The sequence below is a fragment of the Brevundimonas sp. Marseille-Q4549 genome, from assembly GCF_976940555.1.
The window spans coordinates 393,227-416,377 of record NZ_CDRHXG010000001.1 but is presented as its reverse complement, the minus strand read 5'-3'; the positions used below and the strand labels follow the sequence as shown (position 1 = coordinate 416,377).

General features: G+C 65.4%; 19 protein-coding genes, 1 tRNA gene and 1 pseudogene. 8 read left to right on the top strand and 13 right to left on the bottom strand.

Annotated elements, in window-relative coordinates; genetic code table 11:
• Window positions 1-29 precede the first annotated feature (29 nt).
• Together ACWPV3_RS02170 and ACWPV3_RS02165 are read right to left on the bottom strand one after the other, a co-directional pair.
• Window positions 30-1,310, bottom strand: a complete 1,281-nt coding sequence (locus ACWPV3_RS02170; RefSeq protein ID WP_453976662.1) for a glycosyltransferase family 4 protein — start codon at window positions 1,308-1,310, stop codon at window positions 30-32.
• 22 nt (window positions 1,311-1,332) lie between these two features.
• Window positions 1,333-2,325 carry a KpsF/GutQ family sugar-phosphate isomerase gene (locus ACWPV3_RS02165; RefSeq protein WP_292177759.1) on the bottom strand — a complete coding sequence of 331 codons (993 nt, stop codon included), beginning with the start codon at window positions 2,323-2,325 and terminating at the stop codon, window positions 1,333-1,335.
• 168 nt (window positions 2,326-2,493) lie between these two features.
• Between ACWPV3_RS02165 and otsB the strand changes: the two genes are divergently transcribed.
• From otsB to ACWPV3_RS02150, 3 genes are read left to right on the top strand one after another with little or no spacing between them, the layout of a single operon-like run.
• The gene (gene otsB, locus ACWPV3_RS02160; RefSeq protein WP_453976661.1) at window positions 2,494-3,252 is read left to right on the top strand and encodes a trehalose-phosphatase; all 759 of its coding nucleotides are present in this window, start codon (window positions 2,494-2,496) and stop codon (window positions 3,250-3,252) included.
• A gap of 3 nt (window positions 3,253-3,255) precedes the next feature.
• Window positions 3,256-5,040, top strand: a complete 1,785-nt coding sequence (locus tag ACWPV3_RS02155) for a glycoside hydrolase family 15 protein (RefSeq protein WP_453976660.1) — start codon at window positions 3,256-3,258, stop codon at window positions 5,038-5,040.
• A gap of 55 nt (window positions 5,041-5,095) precedes the next feature.
• Window positions 5,096-6,508 carry an alpha,alpha-trehalose-phosphate synthase (UDP-forming) gene (locus ACWPV3_RS02150; RefSeq protein WP_453976659.1) on the top strand — a complete coding sequence of 471 codons (1,413 nt, stop codon included), beginning with the start codon at window positions 5,096-5,098 and terminating at the stop codon, window positions 6,506-6,508.
• On the opposite strand, the gene ACWPV3_RS02145 is transcribed toward ACWPV3_RS02150, so the two are convergent.
• From ACWPV3_RS02145 to ACWPV3_RS02120, 6 genes are all read right to left on the bottom strand, one after another.
• On the bottom strand, window positions 6,487-7,476 hold the full coding sequence (locus tag ACWPV3_RS02145; RefSeq protein ID WP_453976658.1) for an esterase-like activity of phytase family protein: 990 nt from the start codon (window positions 7,474-7,476) through the stop codon (window positions 6,487-6,489). The two genes, ACWPV3_RS02150 and ACWPV3_RS02145, sit on opposite strands and share 22 nt — an antisense overlap.
• The gene (cobT, locus tag ACWPV3_RS02140) at window positions 7,473-9,365 is read right to left on the bottom strand and encodes a cobaltochelatase subunit CobT (protein ID WP_453976657.1); all 1,893 of its coding nucleotides are present in this window, start codon (window positions 9,363-9,365) and stop codon (window positions 7,473-7,475) included. The genes ACWPV3_RS02145 and cobT overlap by 4 nt, the downstream gene beginning before the upstream one ends.
• A gap of 41 nt (window positions 9,366-9,406) precedes the next feature.
• Window positions 9,407-10,651, bottom strand: coding sequence for a DUF418 domain-containing protein (locus ACWPV3_RS02135; RefSeq protein ID WP_453976656.1), 1,245 nt, complete (start codon window positions 10,649-10,651; stop codon window positions 9,407-9,409).
• Window positions 10,652-10,679: 28 nt separating this feature from the next.
• Window positions 10,680-11,237, bottom strand: a complete 558-nt coding sequence (locus tag ACWPV3_RS02130) for a phthalate transporter (RefSeq protein WP_312733681.1) — start codon at window positions 11,235-11,237, stop codon at window positions 10,680-10,682.
• 13 nt (window positions 11,238-11,250) lie between these two features.
• Window positions 11,251-12,132, bottom strand: a complete 882-nt coding sequence (locus ACWPV3_RS02125; protein WP_453976655.1) for a 3-hydroxybutyryl-CoA dehydrogenase — start codon at window positions 12,130-12,132, stop codon at window positions 11,251-11,253.
• A 125-nt stretch (window positions 12,133-12,257) separates the two neighbouring features.
• Window positions 12,258-12,563, bottom strand: coding sequence for a YggT family protein (locus tag ACWPV3_RS02120; protein ID WP_292088781.1), 306 nt, complete (start codon window positions 12,561-12,563; stop codon window positions 12,258-12,260).
• 162 nt (window positions 12,564-12,725) lie between these two features.
• On the opposite strand from ACWPV3_RS02120, the gene ACWPV3_RS02115 reads away from it, so the two are divergent.
• From ACWPV3_RS02115 to ACWPV3_RS02105, 3 genes and pseudogenes are all read left to right on the top strand, one after another.
• Window positions 12,726-12,801 (top strand) — tRNA-Ala (locus ACWPV3_RS02115).
• Entirely contained in the window at window positions 12,763-14,370 is a 1,608-nt protein-coding gene (locus ACWPV3_RS02110) for a DUF6538 domain-containing protein (protein WP_453978488.1), read from the top strand. Before ACWPV3_RS02115 ends, ACWPV3_RS02110 begins: the two co-directional genes overlap by 39 nt.
• Before the next feature lie 104 nt (window positions 14,371-14,474).
• Window positions 14,475-15,448 (top strand): annotated as a pseudogene (locus ACWPV3_RS02105) (DNA-processing protein DprA).
• 472 nt (window positions 15,449-15,920) lie between these two features.
• On the opposite strand, the gene ACWPV3_RS02100 reads toward ACWPV3_RS02105, so the two are convergent.
• Both ACWPV3_RS02100 and ACWPV3_RS02095 read right to left on the bottom strand, forming a co-directional pair.
• Window positions 15,921-16,754 carry a S1 family peptidase gene (locus ACWPV3_RS02100; protein WP_453976654.1) on the bottom strand — a complete coding sequence of 278 codons (834 nt, stop codon included), beginning with the start codon at window positions 16,752-16,754 and terminating at the stop codon, window positions 15,921-15,923.
• 455 nt (window positions 16,755-17,209) lie between these two features.
• Entirely contained in the window at window positions 17,210-17,830 is a 621-nt protein-coding gene (locus ACWPV3_RS02095) for a recombinase family protein (protein ID WP_453976653.1), read from the bottom strand.
• Between the two features lie 92 nt (window positions 17,831-17,922).
• Between ACWPV3_RS02095 and ACWPV3_RS02090 the strand changes: the two genes are divergently transcribed.
• Window positions 17,923-18,087, top strand: a complete 165-nt coding sequence (locus ACWPV3_RS02090) for a hypothetical protein (protein ID WP_453976638.1) — start codon at window positions 17,923-17,925, stop codon at window positions 18,085-18,087.
• A gap of 1,494 nt (window positions 18,088-19,581) precedes the next feature.
• On the opposite strand, the gene istB is transcribed toward ACWPV3_RS02090, so the two are convergent.
• Window positions 19,582-20,310 carry an IS21-like element helper ATPase IstB gene (gene istB, locus ACWPV3_RS02085; protein ID WP_453976652.1) on the bottom strand — a complete coding sequence of 243 codons (729 nt, stop codon included), beginning with the start codon at window positions 20,308-20,310 and terminating at the stop codon, window positions 19,582-19,584.
• Complete coding sequence (gene istA, locus ACWPV3_RS02080) at window positions 20,297-21,811, bottom strand: IS21 family transposase (protein ID WP_453976651.1); 1,515 nt, start codon at window positions 21,809-21,811, stop codon at window positions 20,297-20,299. The genes istB and istA overlap by 14 nt, the downstream gene beginning before the upstream one ends.
• Window positions 21,812-21,988: 177 nt before the next feature.
• On the opposite strand from istA, the gene ACWPV3_RS02075 reads away from it, so the two are divergent.
• Complete coding sequence (locus ACWPV3_RS02075; protein WP_453976650.1) at window positions 21,989-22,204, top strand: hypothetical protein; 216 nt, start codon at window positions 21,989-21,991, stop codon at window positions 22,202-22,204.
• A gap of 2 nt (window positions 22,205-22,206) precedes the next feature.
• Here ACWPV3_RS02075 and ACWPV3_RS02070 read toward each other — a convergent pair whose 3' ends face one another.
• Window positions 22,207-23,145 carry a hypothetical protein gene (locus ACWPV3_RS02070; protein WP_453976649.1) on the bottom strand — a complete coding sequence of 313 codons (939 nt, stop codon included), beginning with the start codon at window positions 23,143-23,145 and terminating at the stop codon, window positions 22,207-22,209.
• Between the last annotated feature and the right edge of the window lie 6 nt (window positions 23,146-23,151).

Here is a 23,151-nt window from a genome sequence, read left to right as displayed (position 1 = left end):
AAGCCGGATAGCCCTTGTTCGCGTGTTGATTACAAGCCTTTGTCGCCGCTCGCCAGAGGCGAAACGGGCGCCAGCCCGATGGCGCGCGCGACCGTGTCGAAATGCGCCTCCCACGACGGAGCGGCATAGACGGCGGGTTCCGGCGCGGGCGAAAGCGCAGCACGCTCGACCGCAGCCAGCCAGCCCAGGCCGTCCAGAGGGTCGATCAGTTCGGCGTCCGGCGTCAGTTCGCGGTGGGGCGGAATGTCCGAGGCGATCAGGGACAGGCCCATGGCGCAGGCCTCCACGGCCGGCAGGTCGAACCCCTCCACCGACGACGGCGCCAGGACGGCGCGGGCGCCGCGCATCAGGGCGGCCAGGGTCGTGTCGGACAGGTTCGACGCCTGATGAACCACGCCCCGCAGATTGGGCGACCGCTGCAGGTGGTCCAGCACCGCCTCATTCTCCCAGCCATAGCGGCCGACCAGAACCAGGGACGGCGTGCGGTCGCCCATCCGCTCTTCCAGCCGACGCCACATCGTCAGCAGCAGGGCCAGGTTCTTGCGCGCCTCAATGGTGCCGACGTGAACGAAATAGGGCCGCGCCGCCTGGATCGCCTCGCCTGCCGCAAAGGCCGGCTCCAGCCCCAGGTGCGCCACATGGATAGGCGGCTGGGGCAGGTTTTCGCGCACAGCGAAGGCCCGGAGTTCGTCGCCGGTATAGGCCGAGTTGACGATCACGCGGCTGGCGTGGCGCAGGGTGTTGGAGACGCGGGCATGGTGTTTGGCGCCGTCGCCGGGTCGACAGAACTCGGGGTGGGTCACGGGAATCAGGTCGTGGATCAGCACGACCCGTTCGATCCCGGCCGCCTCCAGATCCTGCAGCGCCGACGGATCCTGAAGCGTGGTATGGCCGACGGTCAGATAGAGGTCCGCCGCCGGCAGGGGCGCTGAATGGCGCGAGCGGAAGAACTGCTTGAACACCCGCGTCCTGTCGGCGGGTTGATCGGCGACAGGCGTGGGCGGGGCGCCGATCACCGAGGCGGCGGGACGGCTCGGCGCCGTAAGGGCGGCCAGCAGTCGGGTCTCGTGTTGGGCGTCGCCGGTCGCGCCGTCGCCGTTCCAGCGGGCGCGAAGGTCGAGAACGAAGCGGCGGAACCAGGCCTTGTCGACCTGCACCAGCCGATTTTTCCTGCCCCGAACCGGCAGGACCAGCACGTCGGGCCGGGCCAGCAGCCATTCGGCATAGGCCAGACAGACCCGATCCACGCCGGTGGGCGAGGACCGGTCGGCCCGGCTCATAAGCCGGCTGGCGTCGTACAGAATTCTCATGGTCAGAAGCGTCTTCGGGGCGTCAGGCGACGTAGCCGGCCTGCATCAACTCGGCGATGTGGACGATGGCGGTGGGCCGGCCGTCCTCGACCACGAACAGGTTGGAAATCTTGTTGGCGGTCAAGAGATCGACGACGTCGCTCATACGCGCGTCGGGATCCACGGTGATCGGATTGGCCCCCATGATGTCGGCGGCCTTCAGGCTGGTGACATCGCGCTGAAAGGCGCGGCGCAGGTCGCCGTCGGTGACGATGCCCGCCAGGGTTCCGTCGGGATTCAGCACGGCGACCGCCCCCTTGCGGCCCTGGGTGATGGCCGAGACCACCTCGCTGAAGCTGGCGTCCAACGGCACATTGGCGGGGGCGGCGGCGTTGTCGCCCATCCATTCGCGCACGCTTTGCAGGCTCATGCCCAGGGCGCCGCCCGGATGATGCAGGCCGAAGTCCAGGGCGGTGAAGCCGCGCCGGTCCATCAGCACCATGGCCAGGGCGTCGCCCAGCGCCAGGGTCATCAGGGTCGAGGTCGTCGGCGCCAGGCCGTTAGGACAGGCCTCCGCCACCTTGGGCATGGTCAGGCAGACGGCGGCGTTGCGGCCCAGAAAGCTGGTCGGACGCTGGGTGATGGCGATGACCGGAATGCCGTTGCGCTGGCAGAACAGCAGCGGATCGCGCAGTTCGCGGCTCTCGCCCGAGTTGGACAGGGCCAGAACCGTCACGTCCGGCCGCAGCATGCCCAGATCGCCGTGGCTCATTTCCGCCGGATGGACGAAGAAGGCGTTGGTGCCGGTGGACGCCAGGGTCGCGGCGATCTTGCCGCCGATGTGGCCGGACTTGCCCATGCCGGTGACGACCACATAGCCGGGCCGGCTCATGATGACGTCCACCGCGCGCGCCAGGGCGCCGTCCACGGTCCGCTCCAGGGCCTCCAGCGCCTCGATGTTGAGCCGGATCACCGACCGGGCGCGGTCGGTCATGGCGGCGATCTCGTCCGGCGAGGAATGCAGGGTTTCAGTCATTCTTTACATGCCCGTTGCCGGGTTCTCCTTGGTTCGAGGCGCGCGATCCGCCTCAGCCTTCGACCGCGCGCGACGCTTCCTTTCAGACGCCTTTGTCGCTTTTGCGTCAACCTTTGCCGCTCTGGCGCGTTAGTCGGCCCGGGGAAGTCGAAGAAAGCCAAGAGTTCCATGACGTCTCACGCCGGAGCCGCCGATCTCATCTTGCCGCCGCCGCCCGTGCGCGCCGAAGGCGTCGCCCTGTTCCTGGACATGGACGGCGTGCTGGCGCCGTTGGCGGCGACGCCCGACGCCGTGGGTCCGGTGGCGCGCCGGACGGCCGCGCTGAAGGCCGTGGCCGGGAAGATGGGCGGGCGGGTCGCCATCGTCAGTGGACGGACCATTGCCGAGATCGACCGGATCGCCGACCACGCCCTGATGTCCGCCTCGGGCGTGCATGGGCTGGAGCGGCGGCTGAAGAACGGCTCGATCCGCCGCAAGACCGCCGACCTCGGCGTGGCGCGGGCCTTGAAAGCGTTCCAGCTGTTCGCCGCCGACCGGCCCGGCATGATCGTCGAGGACAAGGGCGTCTCGGCGGGCCTGCACTATCGCCAGGCGCCGGATCAGGCCAAGGCGGCCGAAGACCTGGCTCACCGCCTCCAGGCCGAGACGGGCCTGACGCTGCAGCCGGGCCATATGGTGCTGGAGCTCAAGACGCCCGGCGCCGACAAGGGCACGGCAGTGACCGCCTTCATGCAGGAACCGCCGTTCAGGGATGCGGTCCCGGTCATGCTGGGGGACGATCTGACCGACGAATACGGATTCGAGGCGGCGGCGGCCCTGGGCGGCTACGGCGTGCTGGTCGGACCTCAGCGGCCGACGGCGGCGCGGTATCGGCTGGACGACGTGGACGCCGTCCTGACCTGGCTGGAAGCGGTGGCGGAGGCCTGATCCATGACCCCCAATCTTGATCTCTTTCCCATCGGCAACTGCGCCGTCAGCGCCCTGATCGACCGCCAGGGGCGGTTCGTCTGGGCCTGCGCTCCGCGCGTGGACGGCGACCCGGTCTTTTCCGCCCTGATGGACGGTGAAGCGCCCGACCACGGATTCTGGGCCATAGAGCTGGAGGGACTGTCGCACGTCTCGCAGTCCTACATTCGCAACACCCCCGTGCTGCGCACCGTCCTGACCGACGAAGACGGGGCGTCGGTCGAGATCATCGACTTGGCGCCCCGCCATCCGAAACATTCGCGCACCTATCGGCCCCTGGCTTTCGGACGGATCGTGCGGCCGCTGGAAGGCACGCCGCGCATCCGCGTGCGGCTGCGACCCTCCACCGACTGGGGGGCGGGGCCCGCGCCGCACACCTCGGGCTCGAACCACATCCGCTACATCTGTCCGGACGTGGTGTTTCGACTGACGACCGACTGCCCGGTGTCTCACGTTCTGGAGGAGCGCGTGTTCCGGCTGGAGCAGCCGCACGCCTTCTTCTTCGGACCGGACGAGGGCTACGACCAGGATGTCGGGCCGGGCGTCGAGGCGGCGCTGAACCGCACCGTCGCCTATTGGCAGGACTGGGTGCGCAAACTCTATCTGCCGCTGGACTATCAGGAGGCGGTGATCCGCGCGGCCATCACCCTGAAACTGTGCGTCTACGAGGAAACCGGCGCCATCGTGGCGGCCATGACCACCTCGGTGCCCGAGTTCAAGGAGAGCGGTCGGAACTGGGACTATCGCTACTGCTGGATCCGCGACGCCTATTACACGGTGCGGGCGCTGAACCGTCTGGGCGCGGTCGATATTCTGGAGAACTATCTGGGCTATCTGCGCAACCTGGTCGATGATTCCGCCGGCGGCCATGTTCAGCCTGTCTATGGCGTCGGCCTGGAGCCGGGCATCGGCGAAAGCATCGTCGATACGGTCGCGGGCTATCGCGGGATGAAGCCGGTCAGGATCGGCAATCAGGCGCACGAGCATCTGCAACATGACGTGTATGGACAGATCGTGCTGCCGCTGGTTCAGGCCTTCTATGACCAGCGGCTGTTGCGCCCCGGAACCATCGCCGACTTCCACGCCCTGGAGAAGGTCGGCGAGCGCGCTTACGCCTTGCACGATCAGCCCGACGCCGGCCTGTGGGAGTTCCGCACCATCGCGCGGGTCCACACCTATTCTTCGGTCATGTGCTGGGCGGCGTGCGATCGGCTGGCCAAGGCGGCGGACCATCTGGGCCTGCATGCGCGCGCCGAGGTCTGGCGCGAACGAGCGACCGAAATCCGCGACCGGGTCGAAAAGGAAGCCTATCTGCCCGACGAGGGCCGCTTCGCCGCCAGCTTCGGCAACCGGGAACTGGACGCCTCTCTGCTGCAACTGACAGACCTGGGCTTTCTGGACGCCCACGATCCGCGCCAGGTCGCCACCTTCGACGCCATCGAGCGCGACCTGAAGAAGGGCGCCTATCTGTTCCGCTATGTCGAGCCGGACGATTTCGGAGAGCCGGAGACCGCGTTCAACTTCTGCACCTTCTGGTTCATCGAGGCCCTGCACCAGAACGGCCGGGTCGAGGAGGCGCGGGCCATCTTCGACGAGATGTTGAGCCGCCGCACCCGCGCAGGCCTGCTCAGCGAGGACATCTCCATCGAGGACGGAGAGCTGTGGGGCAACTATCCGCAGACCTATTCCCTGGTCGGCATCATCAATTGCGCCGTGCTGTTGAGCCGTTCCTGGACCGACGTGCGTTAAGTCCTCGACCGCCTGTTTCGTCCCCGGGGCTGGGGACGCCGCCTGAAGTGAATTCATGTCGCGCCTGATCGTCGTCTCCAACCGTGTCTCCGCCCCCGCCGACCCCGCCGCAGGATCGGCGGGCGGCCTGGCCATGGCCCTGTCGGCGGCGCTCAGAAAATACGACGGCCTGTGGTTCGGCTGGTCCGGGGAAACGGTCGATCACTTCACCGGCGAGATGAAGCTGGAGGACCGCGCGGGCGTCACGGTCGGCCTGGTCGACCTGGAGGCCCAGGACGTCGACGAATACTACAACGGCTACGCCAACAAGACGCTCTGGCCCCTGTTCCACCACCGGATCGACCTGGCCCAGTACGAGCGCAGTTATGGTGAAGGCTACGAGCGGGTGAACCGACGGTTCGCCGAGGTTCTGGCGCCCCGCATCCAGCCGGACGACGTGATCTGGATCCACGACTATCACATGATCCCCATGGCGCGGGACCTGCGCCGCCTGGGGGTCAGGAACCGGATCGGCTTCTTCCTGCACACGCCCTGGCCGACGCGCCAGCTGCTTGTGACGCTGCCCCACCATCGGCGGCTGGTCGAATCCATGTTCGACTTCGACCTGATCGGTTTCCATACTCAGGAATGGAGCGATCTGTTCACGGACTATGTGGTGACGGAGGCGCGGGGCGAACTGGACGGCGACGGTGGGCTGGAGTGTTTCGGACGTCGCGTCCAGACCGGCGTCTTCCCGATCGGCATCGATGTGGACGGCTTTCTGGCGGCGCGGAATTCGGCGCTGGGAGAGCGCACCTATGACCGGATGGCGGCCTCTGCGGCGTTCCGCAAGATGATCGTCGGCGTGGACCGGCTGGACTATTCCAAGGGGCTGGAAGAGCGACTCCTGGGTTATGAGCAGTTCCTGCACGACAATCCGTCCATGCGCGGCGAGGTCTTTCTGCTGCAGGTCACGCCCATCTCGCGAGACGACGTCGACAGCTATCAGGACATTCGGGCGCGGCTCGACGCCCTGGCCGGGCGGGTCAACGGCGCCTTCGCCGACATGGACTGGCAGCCGATCCGCTATCTGAACCGCACCTATCGCCGGGACCAGCTGGCGGGCATCTATCGGGCGGCCAAGGTGGGGCTGGTGACGCCGTTGCGCGACGGCATGAATCTGGTCGCCAAGGAATATGTGGCGGCTCAAGATCCCGAAGATCCCGGCGTCCTGATCCTGTCGCGCTTCGCCGGGGCGGCCGAACAGATGGGCGAGGCGCTGTTGGTCAATCCCTACAGCCGCGAGGAACTGTCCGAGGCCATCCACAAGGCCCTGACCATGCCCCTGTCCGAGCGGATCCGGAAATGGGAGGCCCTGATGCAGGTGGTGCGCGACACCGACGTCTCGATCTGGCGCGACGCCTTCGTCACCTCCTTGGTCGGCGCCCCGACCCCCGCCGCCGACGATCAGCGGGCCGGCGCGGCCTGAGACACGTCGAAGGCCAACAGCAGGGTGCGTTGGACGGGGTTGAAGTTGTCGTCCGACAGGATGTAGAGGCGCACGCCCCCCGCCCGGGCCTGGGCGGCGATCCCTTCGAAATTGTCGGTGGTTCCGGGCAGTTTCAACTCGATCAACACCGGTCCCAGAGTTCCATCGGGCGCCATGCGACGGATGCGTCCGCGCGCATCGAACGGCGGGCGGAAGCGGCGCTCGACCACGAACCAGCCGTCGCCCGACGGGTCGCGGTCCATGCCGGTGATGCGGTATTCGCTGTCGGGAACAGGCGTGCTCGGGGGCGCCGTGACGACGACGCAGCGCGCCGGCGAACAGTCCCAGACGCCGCCGGCCTCGCCCGCCACGCGCCAGCCGTCGGGGGCGACGGCGATCCCCTCCATGCCGTCGTTCTCGGCGAAGGGAAAGTCCGGGATGCGCAGCGGTCGCGGCGCGGTCAGGGCGGACAGAGGGCCATAGTTCCAAAGCCGGTGACGGCGCTCGAAGCTGATCAGCAGATCGCCCTGCGGCGTCAAAATCAGACCCTCGGCGTCGCCGTCCGCCTTATCGACGATGGGCGCACCGTCGGGCAGGGTGAGGCGCCGTGCGCGGATGTGATCCAGCCCGACCAGGCGGCCGCGCCGATCCAGCCGCAGATCCGCCTGGACCAGGTCGCCGACATCGGACACGGCGACCAGTCCGTCGCCCCGGGTCAGTTTCAGGTCCGACAGACTGTGCAGCGGGGATGTCGGCGCCGCCACGATCTCCACGCCGCCCGCGAAGGCGACGCCGGGCGCCAGGACTGCGCCGCCGGGCAAGCCCAGGCCCACCGCCTTCAACTGCGCCTCGACCGGCGTCCAGTTTTCGGCCGGGCGTGGATAGGGCTGGGGCGGACCAAGCGTGGTCGCGCAAGCCGTCAACGACAGGGCCGCCCAGACGGCGGCGAGACGCGACAGACGGGTCATGCGGCGCGGGCTTGTCTGGCGTTCCGACGCCCGCCGCGCGCCGCTCCGGCGGGTTCGGTCTCAAACAGTTCGGCCAGCTTCTCGGTCATGGCCCCGGCCAGCTGCTCCACATCCACGATGGTCAGGGCGCGTCGATACCAGCGGGTCACGTCATGGCCGATGCCGATGGCCAGAAGCTCGACCGGCGACCGGTCTTCGATCTCGGCGATGACCTGACGCAGGTGCTTGTCCAGATACAGGGCGGCGTTGGCCGACTGGGTCGAATCGTCGACCGGCGATCCGTCGGAAATGACCATCAGGATACGGCGCTGCTCGGTGCGGGCCAGCAGACGGCCGTGCGCCCATTGCAGGGCCTCGCCGTCGATATTCTCCTTCAGCAGACCCTCGCGCATCATCAGACCCAGGTTCTTCTTGGCTCGGCGCCAGGGCGCGTCGGCGGCCTTGTAGATGATGTGGCGCAGATCGTTCAGGCGGCCCGGATTGGCGGGCTTGCCGGCGCTGATCCAGGCTTCACGGCTCTGGCCGCCCTTCCAGGCGCGGGTGGTGAAGCCCAGGATTTCGACCTTGACGCCGCACCGCTCCAGCGTCCGCGCCAGAATGTCGGCGCAGACCGCCGCCACCATGATCGGCCGCCCGCGCATGGAGCCTGAGTTGTCCAGCAACAGGGTCACGACCGTGTCGCGGAACGGGCTCTCGCTCTCGGCCTTGAACGACAAGGGGGCGGTGACGTCGGTGACGATCCGCGTCAGCCGGGCGGTGTCCAGCGTTCCCTCTTCCAGATCGAACATCCAGGATCGGCTTTGCTGGGCCAGCAGGCGGCGTTGCAGCTTGTTGGCCAGGCGCGAGACGACGCTGGACAGCACCGCCAACTGCCCGTCCAGAAGCCCGCGCAACCGATCCAGCTCCATCGGGTCGCACAGATCGGCGGCGTCCACCACCTCGTCATAGGCGGTGGTGAAGATCCGGTAGGCGTCCACGGCGCGGCCGTCGTCGGGCGTCTGCTGGCGATTGGGCTGGTCGCCCTCCTGCAGTTCCGGCCCTTCGTCGGAGGCTTCGCCGTTCGGGTCGGCGGGGGCGCCTTCGGGGCGGCTTTCGCGTTCGTCCTCGGCGGACTGGTCGTCGGCGTCGCCCTCCATGGACTGACCGCCTTCGCCGCCGTCCTGTTCCTCCTCGTCGTCCTGATCGTCGTCGGCGTTCGGGTCCTGGGGATCGGGTTCGTCCTGGCCCGGATCGTCGGAACCGTCGTCGCCCTCGGCGTCGCCGGGATCCAGGTCCAGGGCCCGCAGCACCTCGCGCAGCTTCAGGGCGAAGTCGGCCTGATCGCCCGCGGCCTGGGCCAGGGCGTCCAGCTTGGCGCCGGCGCGGGCCTCGATGCCGGCCCGCACCAGGTCCAGCATGGCGCGGGCGCCGTCCGGCGTCGGCCGGTCGGTCAGGCGCTCACGCACCAGAAGGGCCACGGCCTCGGCGACGGGCACCCGCTCGGGCTCGTTGATCCTCAGGGCGCCGGTGCGTTCCAGCCGCGTCAGAAGCGCGGCGTCCAGATTGCCGCGTACCCCGGCCAGGAACTGGGAGCCGACGGCCTCGACCCGCGCCTGTTCGGCGGCCTCGAACACCTCGGCGGCCTTGGCGTCGGCGGGGCGCAGGCGGCCGTCCAGCGCCGGGTCGTGATTGGCCAGGCGCAGGGCCAGCCGGTCGGCCTGGCCGCGCAGGGATGCGCTCTCGGGACCGGACGGATCGCGCGGCGGATGGGGCAGGGTCAGGACGCCGTTCGCCAGCCGCGGCCCGTCCGAACCGAACTGGACGTCCAGCTCCGGCTGTTCGGCCAGGGCGCGGGCGGCGTGGCCCAGCGCGCGCTTGAAGGATTCGGCAGGGGTGTCCGGGGCGGCCATGCCCCTCAGTTAGTCCCTTCGCGCCTGCGGGAAAAGCGTCCTCAGGCCGCTTTTCGGATGGGCATGGCGCGGCCGTAGGTCAGCGAGCGCCAGACCCATTCCGCCGGCCCCATCCGGAAGCGCGACAGCCACAACGGCGACCAGACCAGCTGCAGCGCCCAGATCAGCAGGACGATGATCCAAAGCGCCGGCCGATCCACCTGACCCATCAGCCCCAGGCCGCGCCCGCCGTAGAACAGGCTGGTCATGATCAGCGACTGGGCCAGATAGTTGGTCAGGGCCATCCGACCCGCCGCCGCCAGCGGCGACAGCCAACGGGCCGCCCCCGCCTTCCACGCCAGGATCAGCACCGAGGCGTAGCCCAGGGCGATCAGGGGATTCAGCAGCCCCTCGACCCCCGCCGACCACAGGGCGCCGGCGTGGGCCACGTCGTCCCGCCAGGCCAGGGCCGCGACCACCGCCAGGGCCGCCGCCCCGATTCCGATCACTAGGGCGTAGAGGCGCACGGACCGCGCGCCTTGCAGGAAACCGGTCTTCAACAGGCCCAGGCCGATCATCATCAGCCCGACGGTCGGCACGACGAAGACGAACAGGCTGGGAACCTGAAGATCGAACCAGCCCCTCAGGTTCTGGCGATAGGCCCCGGCCAGGGATCCGGCGGCGTCGGCCATGTCGGCCCGCACCTGGGCGATCTGGCTGGCCGAGGGGGTGAACTGGGCCGCCGCCTCGGCCTGGACCCGCAGCGGCGCGAACTGAAGCGCCAGGGCTCCGCCGATCTGACTGAGCGAAAACAGGACGAACAGGATCAGGCCGACGGTGAAAAGGGTCTTTGGCCGCCAGGACCGGGCGAACATCACGAACAGCCCCGACCAGGCGTAGAGCAGCAGAACGTCGCCCCACCAGATCGCCAGACCATGGATCAGGGCGAACGGAACCAGCCAGCCCAGCCGCCGCCTCAACCGTCGGCCGCGTTCCGGATCGCCACGCTCTCCGCCGACCAGGAACAGCGACGCCCCGAACAGCATGGAGAACAGGCTGATGAATTTCTGATGGAAGAAGGCGTCGACGATCCATAGCGACAGGGCCGAGGCGCCGCTGTCGGCGAAGGGCCACAGGGCTGGGGAGCCATAGGCCGAAAGGGTCGCGGCGAACCCGCCCGCATTGACCGCCAGAATGCCCAGCACCGCCAATCCGCGGATCAGGTCCAGCGTCTGGATGCGGTCGGCGGCCGCGATGGGCGAGGCCTGGGCGGAAAGGGCGGTCGACGACGTCCGATGCAGTTCCATCCCGACGGCCCCCCGACCGTGCGCCCCGTCAGCGTTTGGGCATCAGGCCCAGCCGGTCCTTGACAACCGGCCGCGCCTCGAAGGCGATATAGGCGGCGCACAACCCGGCCCACAGGGCGTAGCTGACCCCCACCACTATGGCGATGGGCAAGCCGCCGACGCCGAAGATCAGCAGGGTCGTTTCCGTCGCGCCAAGGGCGGCCATGACGCCGCCGGCCTCGAACCAGCCCAGGATCGACATCCCCAGCGCCAGGATCACCTGCAGCACCGCCGCGCCCAGGCCGCCGAACAGCATGAACCGCCACACCACGCCCAGTCGCGTGCTGGGCCGTCCGTCGCGGGCGCGCTCGCCCCGGATGCGCCACAGGATCAGCGGCGCCGCGATCAGGCCCAGGGCCAGGACCGTCAGGCGCCAGTCCAGGTCGCGTCCCGGCTCCAGCGCCTGGGGCGGCCACAAGGGCAGGGTCAGGATCAGCGGCGGCCAGGCCGCGCCGGCCAGGGACGCCAGAACCAGCGGCAGGGTTCCGGCCCGCGCGTGGATGGTCGTCTGGCCCGGCAGGTCGCCGTAGCTTTCGATCGGTTTCATCGCGTGGGCGCCTTCATCGCGTGGGCGCCGGGGTTTCGCCGGAATAGTCGTAGAAGCCGCGCCCGCTCTTGCGGCCCAGCCATCCGGCCTCGACATATTTCACCAGCAGCGGGCAGGGACGGTATTTGCTGTCGGCCAGGCCGTCGTACAGCACGTTCATGATGGCCAGGACGACGTCCAGCCCCATGAAGTCCGCCAGTTCCAGTGGCCCCATCGGATGGTTGGCCCCCAGGCGCAGGGCCTTGTCGATGGAGGCGACGTTGCCGACGCCCTCGTACAGGGCGAAGATCGCCTCGTTCATCATCGGCACCAGGATGCGGTTGACGATGAAGGCGGGGAAGTCCTCGGCGTCCGTGGTGGTCTTGCCCAGGCTCTCGGCGAAGACCACGGCGGCGGAATGGGTCTCGGCCGAGGTGGCGATGCCGCGAATGATCTCCACCAGCTTCATCACCGGCGCCGGCTTCATGAAATGCAGACCGATGAACCGGTCGGGCCGGTCCGTCGCGGAGGCCAGGCGCGTGATCGAGATGGACGAGGTGTTGGACGCCAGCAGGGCGTGGGGCTTCAGGAAAGGCGTGATCTCGGCGAAGACGGCCTTCTTGACCCCTTCGTCCTCCAGCGTGGCCTCGATCACCAGATCGGCGTCGCGCACCGCCTCGGCCAGGCTGTCGGCGATCTGGATGCGGGCCAGGGCGGCGTCGGCCTCTTGTCGATCGACCAGATTGCGCTCGACATGACGCGCCAGACTGGTCGCGACCTCGCCCAGGGCCAGGGTGGCCCGGCCGGTCGCCACATCGTACAATCGGACCGTATAGCCGCCCAGCGCCACGATGTGGGCGATGCCAGCGCCCATCTGTCCGGCGCCCAGGACGGCGACTGTGGTGATCGTGTTCATGAACCGTGGTCGAATGTGGTCGGGGCGGGCACCTTAGGAAGGTCCGGGCGCGGCGCAAGAGCGGATTGGCCTCGCGCCGTCAGATTCCGCCCGCCGTGTGGCGGCCGGGCGCCGCGCATCCCGCCTCAGCCCAGCGTGCTCATCAGGATCGGGGCGGCCGAGCGCATGAACAGGATGTTCACGAACTGCAGCAGCAGGATCACCACGATGGGCGACACGTCGATGCCGCCCAGGCTGGGGATGATGCGGCGGAACGGCTCCAGCAGCGGCCGGGTGATCTGATCCAGGAAACTGCCGACCGAATAGACGAACCGGTTACGGTAGTTGACGACGTCGAACGCCACCAGCCAGCTCAGGATCGCCTGGGCGATGATGAACCAGACCATCAGGTTGATGATGTTGCTGACCAGCCAGACGATGGCGTAGCCCATGAGGCGTCTCCTTGAACCGAACACGGCTTCTAGACCGACCGGGCCGGTCCGGACAATCTTTGCGACGCGCCTGCGCCGATTGCGCGCACAAAGCCCGTTGACACCGCGCCCGCCCGCCTTCTATGTCCCGCCCTCGCCTGGGGCCCGATCCAGACTGGAAACGGGGCCGTAGCTCAGTTGGTAGAGCGCGTCGTTCGCAATGACGAGGTCAGGGGTTCGACTCCCCTCGGCTCCACCAAATCCTTGCTCCACAAGGGTTTGGACGGAAACAGGCGATAAATCTGACACCACGCTGTGTCACACGGCTCGGAAGAGACCGTCGAAAAAGCGTTCCCCTACAGTCGGTTCAGGCTCCCGAACCTGTAGCACCACATCGGCGCACACACCGTCCAAACGGCCCCTTCGACCGTCTCCACGGTCACCTGATGCTCGTCGTCGGCAATCGTCTGGTCTGATCGTCCGGGGATCGACCTACTACCTTCGACTTCGTGTCCCTCGCTCATTGGCCGGGATCATCGGCAAGACCCACGTCGTGAAGTCCCTTGGCACCGGCTATCGAGCGGACGCCATTCGTGAGGCCCGGATCGTTGCAGCGGCGTTTGAGCAGGAGTGGCGAGACATTGAGGTTCACGGCGTTCAGCCTATCATTGCCATTCCGTCCGAGCGACCGAAGCTCGCGCCGCCGCCTTCGGCGTCGCCAGCGGACAAGACGCTTCGCCAAGCGTTCGAACTGTTCCGATCCGACCCCGGAAAGCAGCGAACTCGAAAGACAGACCTGCACTATCTCAACCTCATCGAGTTGACGGTCGGCCTCTGGGGTGAAAACCGCACGATCCGATCAATCGACCGCGAAGCGTCACGCGAGCTTCTCGATGTGCTCCTCTGGCTGCCGTCAAACGCTGAGAAGAAATTCCCGAAGCTCTCGCCACTCGCCGCTTCGAGAATGGCGAAGGAGAAGGGGCTGACGGGACGGCTCTCGGCCGCCTCGGTCAACGGCTACATGTGCAAGTTCAGGGCGGTGATGAACTTCTGCCAGAACGAGGGCTGGATTGAACGGAACCCAGCCAAGGGCCTTCAGGTCATCGACCGGGTGAGACGGCGGGATAAACGCCTACCGTTCAGCGACGAGCAACTACGTCTCATATTCGACGCCCCGATCTATCGGGGCTGCGTTGACGACTGGGCGGGATACTCCACACCAGGCTATGCGCGTCCGCGTCGCGGGCGTTTCTGGGTTCCTCTCATCGCCTTGTTCTCGGGCATGCGAATGAACGAGATTTGCCAGCTACACGTCTCCGACATCCATCGACTGGACGGCGTGGACTGCTTCTTCGTAACGGAAGGCCCATCCGACAGCGACAACGGCAAACGCCTCAAGACGGCGGCCAGCGAGCGGTTCATCCCTGTCCATCCGACACTGATCGACATCGGGTTCATGACCTTCGTCGCGGAGCGGAGGTCGATTGGAGCCGTGCGCTTGTTCTCCGAACTCCAGGCATCAAGCACGGGCTACTACAGCGATCCCTTCTCGAAGTGGTTTCGACGTTTTCTTCAACGGGCCGGAGCCGACCGGCCTAAGACTTGCTTCCACTCCTTTCGGCACTGCTATCGAGATGCGCTGCGGGAAGCCCGCATCGAACACGAAGTCGCGCTCGCCTTGGGCGGCTGGTCATCGGGCAACGGAAACGAGGGCGGCGAAACGGCCGCCGCCTACGGCCGAGGCTATCGAGCCCAAACTCTTTATGAGGCCATGGGGCAAATCGCCTATCCCGACCTGAATCTCTCGCACCTCATTCAGCCGAAGTGACACTGCCCTTGGGGTCCACTCACGCTTGACTCCCGAGGCGACTCTATAATTGACACCTGTCAGTCGCGTGCAATTCATGCTTGTCTCGTTCGCTGTAGCGCAATATGTTCGCTGTTTGTTCTCATGAGGCCATCTTGGGCGATCTTCTTGAAAGAGCTAATTCGAAGCTCGGCGTGTCGCCGATGGAAGAACTTGGAGCCTATGAAGCCCTCTGGGAGGAAGACGGGACGAGCTTCAAGTCGGTGGCGGACATCGTTCGGAAAGACCCGAACGTTCGTCCATCAGACATTGTGCCGATTTCGAAATCTAAGGATGCGCTGCATCGGGTCATGGACAGGTTCAGAACGGCGGGCGTGGGCCGCTTTGGCATCCGCTTGAACGGCACCGCCGACTATCCCGTCAGATTGAGGGATGCCGCTCACCCGCTTGAGTTCCTGTATTACCAAGGCTGGTGGGATTTGGTTGAAACCCCGTCAGTCGCAGTGGTGGGAACGCGGTCGCCGAGCGAGGAAGGGGTTCGTCGTGCGAGGAAGCTGGTCAAAGAGTTGGTGAAGCACGGCTACACAGTTGCTTCGGGGCTGGCGGAAGGAATTGACTCGGTCGCCCACGAAACGGCGTTGGCGGAGGGAGGTGAAACCTTCGCTGTTATCGGAACACCTATCTCCGAGGCTTATCGAAAAAGAACGCAGCCCTTCAAAAGCTGATGTCCGAAGAGCATCTCGTGATCTCGCAGGTGCCTGTCCTTCGATATGCCCGCCAGAATCCCCGTTTCAATCGGTTCTTCTTCCCAGAGAGGAACGTCACGATGTCTGCCTTGACGATGGCGACGGTCATCGTTGAAGCCGGTGAAACCTCCGGCACCTTGATCCAGGCTCGTGCCGCTCTTCATCAGGGACGGGATGTCTTCATCCTGGAGAGCAATTTCCATCGGCCCGAGTTGACTTGGCCCCATAAATTCTTGGAGCGTGGCGCGAAGCGGGTCAGGGATTTTGATGAAATTCGGATGAGGCTCGATGCCCTTGCTACTGAAAGTGGACGACCTGATCCGGCCGGATCACAGCTACTTACTGCCCACTGACGACTGCTACTTCTTCGGCGAGTATAAGCCTCGCCAAGGGTTCGAGGCCGGGTGGGGTAACGACATCGTTTCGAACCTCAAAAAGTCCCCGCTGAAAAAGGGACGGGCAGAGTATCGATACAAAGAGCGGGCTATCGCACAGGCGGCAACCACCTACCGCGATGCGATACCTGCTGCGTGGCTTTCCACCGTTACAGTCGTGCCGGTGCCTCCTTCGAAAAGCCGCGACCACCCGGAATACGATGACCGTGTGGAGCAGATTGCGCGAGCTTTCGCACCCGATGTTCGTCTTTTGATCTACCAAGACGGCGATAGGGAATGCGCTCACTTATCGGATGTGCGCCCACGCCCTGAAGATCACATCGCCCGATACCGCATCGACGAGTCACTTATCGAGCCAGGGCCAACCCAACTGATCGTAGTCGATGATGTTCTTACTACAGGAGCGTCTTATGTGGCCATGCGGACAGTGTTAGGCCGTCGCTTCCCTCAGGCCACCATCGGGGGCATCTTCCTTACGCGGCGCGTTCCCGACACTCCAGATTTCACCGCTTTCTTCGAGAACCTCAACTTGTGAGAGGTGTCCGCTTCTCGAAAAGATTTGGAGGTCGTGGCCTTGAGACGGCATCAAATCGTTATCAGCCAAACATTGGTAGATAGGCTCGACCGAGAGCACCGTTAGGTAACCAAGCTCTTCCGGAAGATTGTTTTTGACCAAGCTCTGGGTGATTAGTCCAAGAGCAAAGTTCCATTCCGACATTACGACACCGCCGCTAAAACCGCCTCGGGCAGTCACGGATAGAATGAAGTGAACATGCGTCCCTCCAATGAGGTCAACTACCGCGTTCACCTCGCCGCGAACGGCAAGCAATAAGGGACGGCTGGCCAGCGGAACCGGTGGGTAGCCCATCACCAGAACGTCGTTCAAGGCGAACTGTTCGTCGCTGATCCAGTCATCCAAATGGCCCCCGAGAGGGATCACGGGCAAGTCTGCCAGTTCATCTATTTTAAAGACGGCCACATCGATGCGCGGGTCGTGATGGTATCCAGCGGATACGGGCCAAGAGAACGGTTCGGACAATCGCAGCCAAGTTGCCGGGGGCATGCTCGTCGTGTCCAACTCCACTCGGGACGACTGCATTTGTTCCACGACGTGTCGCGCAGTCACAAAGATACCTTCACCAACGTGGAAGGCCGTCCCCACACCTTCATCGCCATTCTTATCGATCGAAAACACGGGCACGACAGCCTGGGCATACTCGCGAAACAAGCCTTTCAAGCTTGAGGGCTTTTCGTGAGACGTCATGGGGCAGTCCTCGATCTGGATGGCTTTGATAACGAGCGAGGGACACGAAGTCGAAGGTAGTAGGTCGATCCCCGGACGATCAGACCAGACGATTGCCGACGACGAGCATCAGGTGACCGTGGAGACGGTCGAAGGGGCCGTTTGGACGGTGTGTGCGCCGATGTGGTGCTACAGGTTCGGGAGCCTGAACCGACTGTAGGGGAACGCTTTTTCGACGGTCTCTTCCGAGCCGTGTGACACAGCGTGGTGTCAGATTTATCGCCTGTTTCCGTCCAAACCCTTGTGGAGCAAGGATTTGGAGCCGAGGGGAAATTGGGTGGTGCTACAGGCTCATTTTCACGGCTGCCGTGATTTTGGGCCTCAAGGTCTCCTGACGGTTCGTCCTGACCGTGCTGGACCGTTGGGTCGATGTCGTCAGTCATTCTGGTCTCCAGGTCCCTCAGGACGTCTCAGTCTTAGGCCGCCACAGTGGCAGGGACGGCTTCCTCGACCGTGTGCATGGACCGTTTGACCCGCTGGACCGTGGCCGTGCTGAACCCGGTAGCCTTCGCGATCACCCGGATGGACTGACCCTGGAGGATACGCTTCCGAACAGGATCGAGGTCGATGGGGGCGATGGAGGGACGTCCAAGGCGGACGCCTTTGGACCGAGCCCGATCCAGACCTGCATTGACTCTGGCCCTGACGAGTTCGCGTTCGATTCTGAAAAGACTGACAGTAGGCCGAAGAGCATTCTGCCTGAGGGCGTCGAGGTATCGACGGCTTGTTGGTGCAGATAGAGATCGCAACCCCGCGCCTGAATCCGAGAGGAAGGCCACCAGATCGGGCAAGGAGCGTCCCAGACGATCTACAGCGAAAGCTGCGACCATATTGATTTCTCGACGATGGACGGCCTTTAGAAGGGCATCGTAGCCAGGACGCTGGTCCCGCCCTTTCGCGCCACTGATCCCGGCATCTTCAAAGACCTGGACGATGGTCCAGCCGGATCGTTCGGCGACCTCCTGGAGGATGCGGAACTGGTTCTCGGTCGTCTGCTGGTCCGTTGAGACCCTGAGATATATTCCGCACCGCTTCACGGCCTCAGACTCTCACAGTTCGGGGAGGCGTCAAGGAAAACGAGCTTTAGTGATCTGGTGAAGTCCCGTTAAGTTGGCGTCGGAGGGACAACATGACCGACGCCAAGAAAGAACAGGAAGAGCATCTCCGCCGTTTGGGGTTACGGCCAGGACCTGACGCGCGGCCACGCTGCGTGCACTGCGGCCTTCACTTCAACATCGCCTCAGCTTCGGCGGGCGAGTTTGGTCTCTGTGACGATTGCCTTCACAAGGACTGAGAAAGATGGAGCAGCAGCCCCCTCAAGGTGACAACCGCTACCGAACCCATCGCTCGGTGCACTGCTACGTCGCCGAGGTCTACATGGGTAGCCAGTCAGGCACTTGGTATCTGAACGAGTCCGCTCAGCGGGTCATCCATCGCTTCCCTGATGGGTCAGAACGGGTTGTCTACAAGAACCGCTTCTATCGGCTTCAATCCCGTGAACGACTTCTGGAGATCGCGTCTCGGCAACTTCGGAACGACGGCACCATCATGATCGGAGGAAGCCCATCATGTGCATCGACGAAGATCAGTCGTTCCAGCCATATCCGTTCATCGACATCACCAGCGAAGAGGACCGCCGTCTCTACGAAGCGAGCCTGACCGTGCCGTGACGAAACCACATGGTTCTCATCACGGATTTCGGGCTGTCGGCGTCTTGGAATGACGGGCTCGAACTGCGCGCCGTGCAGACCGGATTTTGTCACGCTGCCAATAGCGTCGATAGCGTCGGAATCTGTCCTCGCGTGCTTGCCGGACGCGGGCCTACGGCCCGGTCAGAAACCCTTTCATGTCGTGCACCCGTCGAGGAAGCCCACAAAAGCCGAAGGACGTCTTCGCGTCGGCGGCACATGCGCGCCTGCGCGCGGGGGCGACGACAAGCGAACAGGTCGGCGAGGTGACGAGCCGGACTGCCATCATGATCCCGATCAGGCTCCAGCCTCGCCGACATCAACGAGGCGTCCGCCCTTCGGCCGTCCACCTGCCGCCAGGACCCGCACGACCTCGATCCTCGCCTTCGGCTCCGGGTCTCGGCCTACCGGCCCCTTGCGGCGATCTCTCGATCTCTGGTCACCGATCTCGTGGTCGTCGGCGTCGTCGCCGGTCCGGCCCAAGGCTCCGGCCAAATCCAGAAAACCTGTCCCTACCTCTTCCTAAGAGAACGCAGGGACAGGTTTCCCATCCTGTGGCACAGGGTGGGGACGGCGGTCCGGGGGGCTGTTGACGCTATTGGCAGAGGGGGGGGGGTTAGGATGGGGATGACACCAATAGCGGAATGTGACGTCTCCGATTCCGAGGCACTTTCCCAGTTCCGGAACTTGAAGGCGACAGCTTTCAACCTTCTTCGAGGTGACGCAGATCACTCCATCTGGGAGCAAATGGTCACGCTATTCTGGCGAGATGCAGTTTATCGGACATTCAATGAGGCACGGCGAAACGCTTCGGACGAACGTCCAAACGCAGCGGTTTCCGGACTGCTCGGAGAGTATCTCGACGCCGCCTACATCCTGTTTGAGGTGACTGCGATTTCGAGGCTGACGGACGGACCACAAGACGACCCCGGTAAGGGTGTCAATCGGCGTCTAAAAGGGACCCCCTATCGGCGTGCAATAGGGACCCCCTTTTGGGGTTCGTGATGGACGTCACGAGCGCACCGCTTGCGAGGGTTGGGGCGTAGGGAGGGCGTAGCCCGACCGGAGGCTCAACCCTCGCTTGGCGTTCTTTGGTGGGGTCAGCTGCGGTGCTTGAAGCGCCAGCTGTCGTTGCCGGTCTCGACGATGTCGCAGTGGTGGGTGATGCGGTCGAGCAGGGCCGTCGTCATCTTGGGATCGCCGAACACGGTCGGCCATTCGCCGAAGGCGAGGTTGGTCGTGACGATCACCGAGGTCCGTTCGTAGAGCTTGCTGATCAGGTGGAACAGCAACTGGCCGCCGGAGCGTGCGAACGGCAGGTAGCCGAGCTCGTCGAGGACCACGACGTCGAGGCGGCAGAGGTGAGCAGCCAGCGCACCGGCCTTGCCCAGGCGGGTCTCCTCCTCGAGGCGGTTCACCAGGTCGACGGTGTTGAAGTAGCGGCCACGCGCCCCGGCGCGCACGACGTTGGTGATGATGGCGGTGGCCAGGTGGGTCTTGCCCGTGCCTGTCCCGCCGACCAGCACGATGTTGCGCCGGTTCGCCAGGAAGGCGCCGCTGTGCAGCGAGCGCACCAGCCCCTCGTTGATCGGCGTGTCGTCGAACACGAAGGCGTCCAGGTCCTTCACGGTAAGCAGCTTGGCTGCCGCCATCCGGTACCGGATGGAAGCCGCATGCCGGTGGGTCGTCTCGGCGCGGAGCAGGTCGGCGAGGATCTCCATGGTCGTGCGCTTGCGCTGCAGGCCGGTGGTGACCGCCTCGTCGAAGGCGTAAGCCATGCCCTTGAGGCCCAGGCCGGTCAGGGCCGCCATCATCTCATGCCGCTGCATGCAGGCCTCGCAGACTGTCGTAGCGGTCGCAGTCCGCCTGAGGCGGATGCCGCAGGGCAAGGTCATCCGACGTGACGATGCTCAGCGGCCGGGGCGGTTCGCGTCGGCGCGCCAGGATGTTGAGGATGACGTCGTCGCTCACGGTCCCGGCAGCGAGCGCCTCGCGCGCGGCGGCCTCGACCGGCTCCAGGCCGTCTTCCAGCACAGCCGCCAGAACCCGCACGAACCGGCGATCGGCTTCGTCACCCGCACCCAGCTTGCGCCTCAGGCGCGCCAGGGCGGGCGGTAGCTCCCAGTCCTGGAACGGCGCGCCATTGCGCAGGGCGCCGGGCTTGGTCGCCAGCACCGGCAGGTAATGCCATGGGTCATACAGGGTGCGGTCTCGACCGAAGAACCGGCGATGGTCGGCGACGACCTCACCCTCGCAACGCACGACGATCCGGTCGGCATAGGCGCGGACCTGCACCGTACGGCGTCCCGCTCTAGCCATCACCGAGTAGCGGTTGCGGTCGAAGCTGATCAGGCAGGTCCCGGTCACCGCGTGCTCGCTCTCGTGGAAGCCGTCGAACGGGCCCAGCATGGGCTGCAGCGCCGGGCGCTCGGCGGCCAGGGCCTGGGCGACCGTCAGCTCCTTCTGCTCGGGATGCTGGCGCAGCTCGCCCCAGCGACGGCATTCGGCCTCCAGCCAGCCGTTCAACTCCTCCAGGCTGGTGAAGCGCAGGCGCGGCTGGAAGAACCGTCCCCGCGCCGTCTGGACCTGGTGCTCGACCTGGCCCTTCTCCCAGCCCGCCGCCGTAAACGAGCAAGCCGTCGGCTCCACCATGTAGTGGCTCGCCATGACCAGGAAGCGCCGGTTGAACAGCCGGTCCTTGCCCGTGAACACAGTCGTCACCGCCGTCTTCATGTTGTCGTAGATCCCGCGCGTCGGCACCCCGCCGAAGAAGGCGAACGCCCGCGCATGCGCGTCGAACAGCATCTCCTGGGTCTCGCGCGGGTAGGCCCGAACATAGATCGCGCGTGACGCGCACAGTCGCATGTGCGCCACCTTCACCCGCATCGGCTTGCCCGCGATCTCCACGTCCTCGTGGCTCCAGTCGAACTGGTAGGCTTCGCCCGGCCTGAACATCAGCGGGATGAACGACGGTGCATCCGCCACGCCCCGGCGTCGCTTCAGCCGCCACCCCGCCGCGTAGCGCCGGACCGCGTCATACGACCCGTCGAACCCCTCGCGCACCAGTAGGTCATGGACCCGCGTCATCCGCAGCTTCTCGCGCCGCGGCCGCGCCTCGTCCTCTTCCAGCAGTTCATCGAGCCTGGCCTGGAACGGCCCCAGCCTTGGCAACGGCTGCACCGCCCGCCGATAGGCGAACTCCGCATCCGGCTCCCGGATCGCCTTGCGAACCACCTTGCGCGACAATCGAAGGTCACGCGCGATCGCTTTGATCGCCTTGCCGGACGCAAACTCGCGCCGGATCCTCAACACCGTCTCCAACACCAACATCCCGAACTCGCCGCCTGACATCCGCCAAGCCGCCACCGTTAGACCTCAGGAATGAGGGGTCCTTATTCGACGCCGATCACACCGCTAACGGGGTCCCTTTTCCACGCCGATCCACACGCTGATGAGGTCATCGTCTTCACAGGGGCTCTCACGCTCCCGCGTCGGGAGGCCGCCAAGATGGTCGCAGACGCAGGTATCGACGTCGCGGATGGCGTGACGAAGCACACCACCCTCCTGGTCGTGGGCGATCAGGACTTGGAACGGCTTGCCGAGGGCGAGACGAAAAGCTCAAAGCATCGGAAGGCGGAAAGCCTTATCCAGAGCGGGCAGCCGCTTCGCATCCTGTCCGAGGCTGACTTTCAGGCCCTGATAGACGTCAAGCTCAGTGCCTGACGCTACCCCGCCTGCCCGATAATCCATCCTTCCCAAGGGTCAACGGCGGCACTGGGATCAGACGCAGGGCGACGCCGCTCGGCAACTTCGATCATGCCGAGGAGCCCCATCAAAGCATCGAACTGATCCTCCCCCGACTTGCCGTGACCGAAACCGTCGTTAATCAGCGCATGGACCGGCTCGGCCAGTTCGACGGCATGCTGGTCGGCCCACTGGTGAATCGCGTCCGCCTTACTCCTCCGGTGAGATTGGTTAGTCTTGCTTTCGGCTTGCGCGAAGCGGACGCCCACATGTCCATACGCCTCAGCCGGATAGGTCTCGGCTATTACCAGACCGGGGCCAGCGGCGAGGTCCTCCAGGCTGCCGTCGAAGGGCCAAAGCGAGGCACCACCAGCTTGGGCGGGCTTCACCACCTCGACCCACCCTGAGAGTGCTCCCCGCCCCACTTGATTGCCGCCGAGGGTCCAGAAGATCGGGCAGGCTGCCCGCCGTGTCTTAGTGGCCCTCTCGCAGGTCCGACGAAGATCATCGAACGCGGCCTCCCCATGCGCTCGGATCAGAGCGGCCTGGGTGACGCCGCCGGTCGATCCGGCCGGGTAGAAGGGCCGTTCGATGGAAATTTCGTCCGGCGTCCGGGCAATGTCAGCGAAGCGGGACCAACGCCCTGTTCCGACGCTTCGAAGGAAAACGGAGAAGTCTGTCTCGCCTGTCTTCGCGCCGTAGCTGCGCGGCAAGCCGATTGGGAAGTCGAACCCGGCCAAGACACGACGGGTCGCGGCGGCTCTCAGAAGGGCTGCCACAAACGTCGGCGTTGGCCCAACCGGCTCGACCGCAGTCACTGTCCAGCCTCCAGACCACTCGGCGAGAGCGACCCATCGCTTCTTTGGCGACACGCTCCAGTCGGCGTGGACCAGGACGTCAACCAGCGGAGTTTCGGTCACGTCGAG